The 3921-nt window shown below is 64.0% G+C and carries 5 protein-coding genes; 2 read left to right on the top strand and 3 right to left on the bottom strand.

The genetic code is table 11. The features are described from left to right. Positions 1 to 62: 62 nt before the first annotated feature. From yidD to rpmH, 3 genes are all read right to left on the bottom strand, one after another. The gene (gene yidD / locus AC1DOC_RS23460; RefSeq protein WP_478130586.1) at positions 63 to 350 is read right to left on the bottom strand and encodes a membrane protein insertion efficiency factor YidD; all 288 of its coding nucleotides are present in this window, start codon (positions 348 to 350) and stop codon (positions 63 to 65) included. Then, positions 347 to 772, bottom strand: a complete 426-nt coding sequence (locus tag AC1DOC_RS23455; protein WP_062363863.1) for a ribonuclease P protein component — start codon at positions 770 to 772, stop codon at positions 347 to 349. Before AC1DOC_RS23455 ends, yidD begins: the two co-directional genes overlap by 4 nt. Positions 773 to 873: 101 nt before the next feature. After that, the gene (rpmH, locus tag AC1DOC_RS23450; RefSeq protein WP_007834827.1) at positions 874 to 1008 is read right to left on the bottom strand and encodes a 50S ribosomal protein L34; all 135 of its coding nucleotides are present in this window, start codon (positions 1006 to 1008) and stop codon (positions 874 to 876) included. A 287-nt stretch (positions 1009 to 1295) separates the two neighbouring features. On the opposite strand from rpmH, the gene dnaA reads away from it, so the two are divergent. Together dnaA and dnaN are read left to right on the top strand one after the other, a co-directional pair. Beyond that, on the top strand, positions 1296 to 2675 hold the full coding sequence (dnaA, locus tag AC1DOC_RS23445; protein ID WP_012745166.1) for a chromosomal replication initiator protein DnaA: 1380 nt from the start codon (positions 1296 to 1298) through the stop codon (positions 2673 to 2675). 89 nt (positions 2676 to 2764) lie between these two features. Continuing rightward, complete coding sequence (gene dnaN, locus AC1DOC_RS23440) at positions 2765 to 3871, top strand: DNA polymerase III subunit beta (RefSeq protein WP_012745167.1); 1107 nt, start codon at positions 2765 to 2767, stop codon at positions 3869 to 3871. The last annotated feature ends 50 nt before the right edge of the window (positions 3872 to 3921 follow it).

Raw genomic sequence — 3921 nt, 5'->3', positions numbered from 1 at the left:
GTCCCACAGCAGCACCAGCGAGAAACCAAAAATCACCCACAGGATCGTGCGGCGGATATCGTTCATGACGAAGACTTCTTGTCGGAGGAGAGGAGAGACGAAAACAGTGAGCCTGACTTGTCAGTACGACACTGTGATGCCGGAGGAACCGGATCGTGCCCGCCCTGGCACCAGGGCTGGCAGCGCGSGATGCGGTGCAGCGTGAGATAGCTGCCCTTGAGCGCGCCGTGCACTTCCAGCGCCTCGATCGAATACACCGAGCAGGTCGGCGTGAAGCGGCACGACTGGCCGAGCCAGGGGCTCAGCAGCAGGCGATAGCCCTTCACGAGGCCGATCAGCAGGCGTTTCATGTGGAGGAGGAAGAGGGAGAAGAGGGCGCGGCCGGAGCCGCTGGCGCACGCGCGGCGCGCGCCAGCAGCTGCTGGAGCTCGGCCCGAACGGCCGCCTTGAGCTTGTCCGAAGAGGCGCTCACGAACTCCTTGCGGTCGAAACCCGCGCGCAGGCGCACCACGTGCGCAGCACGCGGCAGGCCGGCGCCGGGCGCAGCGCTCACGGTGTAGATCTGGCGCTTGATGGCATTGCGCGTGACCGCTCGGCGCGCCCAGCGCTTGGGCACCATGGCGCCCAGCCAGACATCGTCGGACGCGAACAGCGGCTGTGCGCTCGACGAAAGATCGAGCGCACAGCGATGCAATGCGAAATGAGCAGTGCGCGCCACGGTGGCACCTGCGAGGACGGCCTGGAATTGCGCGCGGGTCTTGAGCCGCTGCATGGAAACCGAGCCGAGTCCGCCGTTACGGGTCGGGCCAGAAGCGCTGGCTGCAGGAGCTGGCGCTGGCGGTTCGGCTGCTGGCAACGGCAGGCGGGCTGCCGTCAGACGGCCAGGCGCTTGCGGCCCTTGGCGCGGCGTGCGTTGATGACGGCACGGCCGCCGCGGGTCTTCATGCGGACCAGAAAGCCGTGGGTACGGGCGCGGCGGACTTTGGATGCTTGGTATGTGCGTTTCATGATGGTTCCTGATTCCCTGTTTCCGCAGGCGAAAAAGCCGCGGGCGCCGGAGAGCGTGTTTCGGATTGGCCCCCGAAAGACGCAATGAGGTTTTCAGGGAAACCCGCAATTATCGCAAACATTCGGCCCCTGAACAATCTTCGACTGGATTTGCGGGCCTTTCGCCGCCGCCGCCGGCGTGTGGATAAGGTTTTGACAAGTTAGAATGCGAGGCGCCTTCAGCAGAGAATATCCACAATACATATACCAAAAAATGCCCGAGGGTTTCACCATTTTTTCAAGCGCCCATGTCCACTGACGGCATCGGCGAAAGCCTCTGGCAGGCCTGCGTCGACCAGCTCGCGCAGGAGCTGTCCGAGCAGCAGTTCAACACCTGGATCAAGCCCCTGACAGCGCAGGTCGCGGACGACCTTTCGCGCATGACGGTGTTCGTTGCCAACCGCTTCAAGCTCGACTGGATCCGGGCCCAGTACGCCGGCAAGATCGCCGCCATGGCCGAGAAGATGTACGGCCAGCCGGTCGCAGTTGAGTTAGCGCTTGCTCCGCGGGAAGCGCCCGTGCGCTCTGCCCCGGTTGCCGTGCTGGCCGAAACCGACGTGCCGCGCGACGTGGCCGGCCCGGGCGAGGAGCCCGCCAACGCCGGTTTCAAGAACCGGCTGAATTCGGGCCTCACCTTCGACACCCTGGTGGAGGGCACGGCCAACCGCATGGCGCGCGCCGCCGCCATGCACGTGGCCGGCATGCCGGGCCACCTGTACAACCCGCTGTTCATCTACGGCGGCGTCGGCCTGGGCAAGACCCACCTGATGCACGCGGTGGGCAACCGGCTGCTGGCCGACCGCCCGGATTCCAAAGTTCTCTACATCCATGCCGAGCAGTTCGTCTCGGATGTGGTCAAAGCCTATCAGCGCAAGACTTTCGACGAGTTCAAGGAGCGCTACCACTCGCTCGACCTGCTCCTGATCGACGATGTGCAGTTCTTCGCCAACAAGGACCGCACGCAGGAAGAATTCTTCAATGCGTTCGAGGCCCTGCTGGCCAAGAAGTCGCACATCGTGATGACCAGCGACACCTATCCCAAGGGCCTGGCCGACATCCACGAGCGGCTGGTCTCGCGCTTCGATTCGGGCCTCACGGTGGCTATCGAGCCGCCCGAGCTCGAAATGCGCGTGGCCATCCTGATCAACAAGGCGCGCGCCGAATCGGCCGAGATGCCGGAAGAAGTGGCCTTCTTCGTTGCCAAGAACGTGCGCTCCAACGTGCGCGAGCTCGAAGGCGCGCTGCGCAAGATCCTGGCCTACTCGCGCTTCAACCAGAAGGAGATCTCGATCGCCCTGGCGCGCGAGGCGCTGCGCGACCTGCTGTCGATCCAGAATCGGCAGATCTCGGTCGAAAATATCCAGAAGACGGTGGCCGACTACTACAAGATCAAGGTCGCCGACATGTACAGCAAGAAGCGCCCGGCCAGCATTGCGCGGCCGCGGCAGATCGCGATGTACCTGGCCAAGGAGCTCACGCAGAAGAGCCTGCCCGAAATCGGCGAGCTGTTCGGCGGGCGCGACCACACGACGGTGCTGCACGCGGTGCGCAAGATCTCGGGCGAGCGCCAGCAGCTCACCGAGCTCAACCAGCAGTTGCACGTGCTCGAGCAGACGCTCAAGGGCTGATCCCGGATGTCGCCAGGCATGCCCCTCGCAACAGCGGAGAATGGCGTCTCAATGGCGGATTCAAAGAGATRAGAGAAGAGGAAGAAGACATGATCGTTTTGAAGGCAACCCAAGACAAGGTCCTCGCCGCGCTGCAGTCGGTGGCTGGCATCGTGGAGCGGCGCCACACCTTGCCGATCCTGGCCAACGTGCTGATCCGCAAGACCGGCGGCCAGCTGCAGCTGACCACCAGCGACCTCGAGATCCAGATCCGCACCACGGCCGAGCTCGGCGGCGATGAAGGCAACTTCACCACCACCATCGGCGCGCGCAAGCTGATCGACATCCTGCGCACCATGCCGGCCGACCAGACCGTGAGCCTCGAATCGAGCGCGAGCAAGCTGGTGCTCAAGGGCGGCAAGAGCCGCTTCACGCTGCAGTCGCTGCCGGCCGAGGACTTTCCGCTGGTGCAGGAAGCCGCCAACTTCGGCCCGGTGTTCAGCGTGCCGCAAAAGACGCTGAAGGACCTGCTCTCGCAGGTTTCCTTTGCCATGGCCGTGCACGACATCCGCTACTACCTGAACGGCATTCTGTTCGTGGCCGAAGGCAAGCAGCTGAGCCTGGTGGCCACCGACGGCCACCGCCTGGCGTTCTCGTCGGCCACGCTCGACGTCGAGGTGCCGCGCCAGGAAGTCATTCTTCCGCGCAAGACCGTGCTCGAGATGCAGCGCCTGCTGTCGGACGCCGAAGGCGCCATCGAGATGCAGTTTGCGAACAACCAGGCCAAGTTCAGCTTTGGCGGCATGGAGTTCGTCACCAAGCTGGTCGAGGGCAAGTTCCCCGACTACAACCGCGTGATCCCCAAGAACCACAAGAACAGCGTCACGCTCGGCCGCGCGCCGCTTCTGGCCAGCCTGCAGCGCACCGCCATCCTGACGAGCGAGAAGTTCAAGGGCGTGCGCCTGAACATCGAGCCCGGCACCCTGCGCATCGCGTCGAACAACGCCGAGCAGGAAGAGGCCCAGGACGAACTCGACATCGACTACGGCGGCGACGCCATCGAGATCGGCTTCAACGTGACCTACCTGATCGACGCGCTGTCCAACATGGACCAGGACATGGTCAAGCTGGACCTGGCCGACTCCAACAGCTCGGCCCTTTTGACCATCCCCGAGAACGCATCCTTCAAGTACGTCGTGATGCCGATGCGAATCTAGAAGCCAGAAAACACAGCGCCTTGCGCAGACAGCCCGCGGCCCTCCGCGGG

Source organism: Variovorax sp. 01T439_2 (assembly GCF_056398445.1).
The sequence above is the reverse complement of the archived record's forward strand: the minus strand, read 5'-3'. Positions and strand labels throughout refer to the sequence as shown.

Bases quoted from the DNA above. Each gene is read 5' to 3' on its own strand.
- AC1DOC_RS23455 (WP_062363863.1), bottom strand. From the start codon at position 772: ATGCAGCGGCTCAAGACCCGCGCGCAATTCCAGGCCGTCCTCGCAGGT.
- rpmH (WP_007834827.1), bottom strand. From the start codon at position 1,008: ATGAAACGCACATACCAAGCATCCAAAGTCCGCCGCGCCCGTACCCAC.
- dnaA (WP_012745166.1), top strand. From the start codon at position 1,296: ATGTCCACTGACGGCATCGGCGAAAGCCTCTGGCAGGCCTGCGTCGAC.
- dnaN (WP_012745167.1), top strand. From the start codon at position 2,765: ATGATCGTTTTGAAGGCAACCCAAGACAAGGTCCTCGCCGCGCTGCAG.